3 protein-coding genes are annotated in these 4,085 nt (G+C 74.7%); all 3 read right to left on the bottom strand.

The window, feature by feature from the left end; translation table 11 throughout:
• Positions 1-239: 239 nt before the first annotated feature.
• The 3 genes from ACFXA3_RS37535 to ACFXA3_RS37525 all read right to left on the bottom strand — a co-directional run bounded on the left by ACFXA3_RS37535 (position 240) and on the right by ACFXA3_RS37525 (position 3,922).
• The gene (locus tag ACFXA3_RS37535) at positions 240-2,546 is read right to left on the bottom strand and encodes a HelD family protein (protein ID WP_385194906.1); all 2,307 of its coding nucleotides are present in this window, start codon (positions 2,544-2,546) and stop codon (positions 240-242) included.
• A 93-nt stretch (positions 2,547-2,639) separates the two neighbouring features.
• Positions 2,640-3,209 (bottom strand): CGNR zinc finger domain-containing protein, encoded by a 570-nt coding sequence (locus ACFXA3_RS37530; protein ID WP_385194912.1) that lies wholly within the window; start codon positions 3,207-3,209, stop codon positions 2,640-2,642.
• Between the two features lie 188 nt (positions 3,210-3,397).
• Positions 3,398-3,922, bottom strand: a complete 525-nt coding sequence (locus ACFXA3_RS37525) for a GNAT family N-acetyltransferase (protein ID WP_385194909.1) — start codon at positions 3,920-3,922, stop codon at positions 3,398-3,400.
• Positions 3,923-4,085: the final 163 nt, after the last annotated feature.

Here is a 4,085-nt window from a genome sequence, read left to right as displayed (position 1 = left end):
CCGCGGCCCCCCCCCCTGGCCCCCCGGGGGCCGCGGACCTGTAGGAAGAGCTAAGACACCGACCCGCCATGCTCGCCTCGCGGCAAGTGGTCGCTCTAAGCGACGAAGGTTGGGCCCGGGGGCTTGGATCGAGCCGGTGTCGTACCCAGGCTAACAAAGGATCGCCGGAAGCGATCCCCCTCCGGGGAGTTGGACAGGTCTCACCACGCGTGTGGCCGCGGGCCATCCGGTCGTACGGGCTACGGCCTCAGCAGGGCGGGGACGCCGTCCGGGCCGGGCTCGTCGCTGCCGGAGGCGACCACCGTCAGCTGCTGCGTCGCACGGGTCAGCGCCACGTACAGGACCCGCAGGCCCGCCGGGGACTCCTGCGCGATCTCCGCCGGGGAGACCACCACCGTGGCGTCGTACTCCAGGCCCTTGGCCTCCAGGCTGCCGAGCGCCACCGCCCGCTCCCCCAGGTCCGCCAGCCAGCCCGCGGCCTCCTGGCGCCGGTCCATGGCCACGACCACGCCGACCGTGCCGTCCACCTGCTCCAGCAGCCGCCGGGTCTCCTCCCGCACCGCCGCGCCCAGATCGTCCCCGGCGGCCGTGAAACGCGGTTCCAGGCCCGTGGAGCGGACCGCCGTCGGCGGCTCCATGCCCGGCATCGCCAGCCGCAGCACCCGGGCCGCGACCTCCGCGACCTCCGCCGGGTTGCGGTAGTTCACGGTCAGGGTGAACCGCCGCCGCGGCCGGGACCCCAGGGCCACGTCCCGGGCCGCGGCCGCCTCCTCCGGGTCCGTCCACGAGGACTGCGCCGGGTCACCGACCACCGTCCACGTGCCGTGCCGGCCGCGCCGGCCCACCATCCGCCACTGCATCGGCGTCAGGTCCTGCGCCTCGTCCACGATCACGTGCGCGTACTCGGTGCGCTCCGCCGCGATCCGCTCCGCCCGCTCCCACTGGGTCTCCTCGCGGGTCGGCATCAGCTCCTCCAGCCCGCTGAGCTGGTCGAGCGGGTCGAGCTGCCGCTTGCGCTTGGGCCGCGCCGGCGCGCCGAGCAGCAGCTGGAGCTCGTCCAGCAGCGCCACGTCGTGCACGGACAGCGGGCCCTTGCCGTCCGCTCCCACCCGGCGCAGCGAGCGTGCCAGCTGGCGGGTCTCGCGCGGGTTGAGGACCCGCCGGGACCAGCGGCCGAGCCGGCGCTCGTCGGCCATCGCGGCGAGCACCCCGCGCGGGGTCAGCTCGGGCCACCAGGCGTTCAGGAAGTCGATGAACGCGTCCTCGGTGGAGATGTCCTCGTCGAACGCGGAGCGCAGCTCGGCGGCGAGCTCCGGGTCGCTGTGCCGGCCGGCCCCGCCGGAGCGCGCGTACAGGGCGTCGAGGAGCAGTTTGCGGGCGCGCGGGCGCAGCAGGTTCACCGGCGCGGTGCCGCTGAGCACGTTCTGCCGGATCCGGTTCAGTTCGTCGGCCTCCAGCTCCTGGCGCCGCCCGAAGGCCACGACGCGCAGCCGCTCGGGGGCGTCACCGAGTTCGAGTGCGCCCCGTACGGCCTTGTGGAGCACCTTGCGCATGCGCGAGGAGCCCTTGATCCGGGCCACGGCCGGTTCGTCGTACGTGGTCGCCTCGGCGCCGTCGACCAGCGAGCCGAGTGCCCGGATGGCGACCTGGCCCTCCTCGCCGAGGGAGGGCAGCACGCCCTCGGTGTACGCGACGAGCAGCGGGGTCGGCGAGACGATCAGGATGCCGCCGGAGTAGCGGCGCCGGTCCTGGTAGAGCAGGTAGGCGGCGCGGTGCAGGGCGACGGCCGTCTTGCCGGTGCCGGGCCCGCCCGCGACCTCGGCGACCGAGGCGGCGGGGGCCCGGATCACCATGTCCTGCTCGGCCTGGATGGAGGAGACGATGTCCCGCATGGAGTGGGTGCGGGCCCGCCCGAGGGCGGCCATCAGGGCGCCGTCGCCGATGGCGGGCAGCTCCCGGCCGTCGAGGGAGGCGGTGATCTCGGGGCGCATCAGGTCGTCCTCGACGCCGAGCACCTTGCGGCCCTTGGACCGGATGACGCGCCGCCGTACGACGCGGCCGGGGTCCTTCGGGGTGGACCGGTAGAACGGTGCGGCGGCCGGCGCCCGCCAGTCGATGACGAGCGGCGCGTAGTCGGCGTCGAGCACGCCGATGCGGCCGATGTGCAGCGTCTCGGCGATGTCGGCGGTGAGGTCCTCGCGGATCGCGTCGTCGGCCGGCTCGACGGAGGTGTACGCGCCGTCGGGGCCGCGCTCCCCGTCCTTGCCGAGGACCAGGTCGATCCGGCCGAAGAGGAAGTCCTCGAACTCGTTGTTCAGCCGGTTCAGGTGGATACCGGCCCGGAAGACCTGGGCGTCACGCTCGGCGAGGGCGCCGGGCGTGCCGACCTGACCGCGCTTGGCCGCGTCGTTCATCAGGAACTCGGCCTCGTCGATCTTCTCCTCGAGGCGGCGGTACACCTGGTCCAGATGCGTCTGCTCGACCGCGATCTCCCGATCGCGGACGGAATCCGCCGTGTTGTCGACAGCGGCATTCTGCGCGGCCACCAAGGCCCCCTTCTGACGTGCATGGGCGACCGTCAACCGTACGCGAATCCGCACCGGGTCCGCACGCCCGTTCCGGTGACCGGGCGAAGATCACTACCCGGGGCGGGCCGCGAGGTGCCTGCGCCGGTGCCGGGCGACCCGCTCTCGGTTGCCGCACAGCTCGCTGGAGCACCAGCGGCGCCGGTGGCCGCGCGAAGTGTCCAGGTAGATGCGGGTGCAGCCGTCGCCCTCGCAGGACCGCAGCAGGGCCCGTTCGCCGGGATCGGTGAGCAGTTCCACGGCGTCCCGGGCGACGGCGGCGAGCAGCGCACCGCATTCCACCCCGCCGCACAACTCCCGCACGAGGTGACCCTCTTGGTCCTGTACGGCACACAGTCCCGGGGGTGGACCGGCGGCCAGCGCGTTGACCCGGGCCAGTGCGCCCTCGCCGGGGCCGGCCCCGGCGAGCTCGGCCCGGACGAGGCTGTCCACGTCGCGGCGCAGCGCCCGGAAGGCCTCGACCCAGTCGGGACCCACCCGGGTGATCGGCGTCCGGTCGGGCACGAGCCCGGCTCCGGCGAGCCACAGCCGCAGCTCGTCGCCGTCCCGGATCTGCTCGGCGCCCGCGGGGGCGGCGAGGGTGGCCATCAGGTCCAGGCAGACCCGCCCGGAGTCGAACCACATGCGCGTCACCGCCTCTTTGCCTAGGTCGTCTGGTGCCGTGGACTGCGAGGCGGGGACAAGGCGGCGAGCCGCGGTGCAGGGCGGGCCGGGCCCGGCCGTGATCCGCCGGACACCCCCTGGGGGCGTGTCTCTCAGAGTGCCGCGCGGCGACTCGATGCGGAACCCCCCGTACGGGGGCTGCGGCCGGGCTAGAGCGGCGGGTCGTCGTGGAGGAGGCGCTGGAAGAGGCGGTGGTCGCGCCAGGCGCCGTCGATGTGCAGGTAGCGCGGGGCGAGTCCGTACTGTTCGAACCCGGCCTTCGCCAGGACGCGCTGCGAGGCCAGGTTGTCGACCAGGGTCCCGGCCTCGACGCGGTGCAGCCCGAGCTCGTCGCGGGCGATCCGGCAGACCTCCGTCAGGGCGGCGGTGGCCAGCCCCTTTCCGGTCCAGGCCCGGTCGACCCAGTAGCCGACGCCGCCGCTGCGGAAGGGGCCGAGGGCGATGCTGCCGAGGTTGATCATCCCGACGGGCGTGCCGGTCGCGGTCTCGACGAGCACGTAGGGCGCGAGGCGTCCGCCGTCGCGCTCGGCGAGCAGGGCCCCGATCCGCGCGGCCTGCCCCTGCTCGGTGAAGTACACCTCGGACCGCCACGGCTCGAAGGGCGCCATGTACGCCCGGTTCCGCGCCAGCGTGTCGGCCAGCCCGGCGGCGTCCCCGAGCTCGACGCCCCGCATCTCCACCCCGTCAATGATCACCCCCGCACGCTAGCCAACCCCGCGGGCCACATCCAGCCCGGCCGGCGTCCGAGTCGCCGGGGATCCGTACCGCCGGCCGTGGCCGGGAGGTCGGCCCCCGCGACGCGCCGCACCCCACCCGGCCCCCCCCCCCCCCCCCCCC

The organism is Streptomyces sp. NPDC059456 (assembly GCF_042750055.1).
In the GTDB taxonomy this organism is placed as follows: Bacteria; Actinomycetota; Actinomycetes; order Streptomycetales; family Streptomycetaceae; genus Streptomyces.
This window is presented reverse-complemented; position numbering and strand designations above follow the sequence as displayed.

Excerpts from the sequence above, each read along its gene's own strand:
- ACFXA3_RS37530 (WP_385194912.1), bottom strand. The coding sequence starts at position 3,209 with ATGTGGTTCGACTCCGGGCGGGTCTGCCTGGACCTGATGGCCACCCTC.
- ACFXA3_RS37525 (WP_385194909.1), bottom strand. The coding sequence starts at position 3,922 with ATGCGGGGCGTCGAGCTCGGGGACGCCGCCGGGCTGGCCGACACGCTG.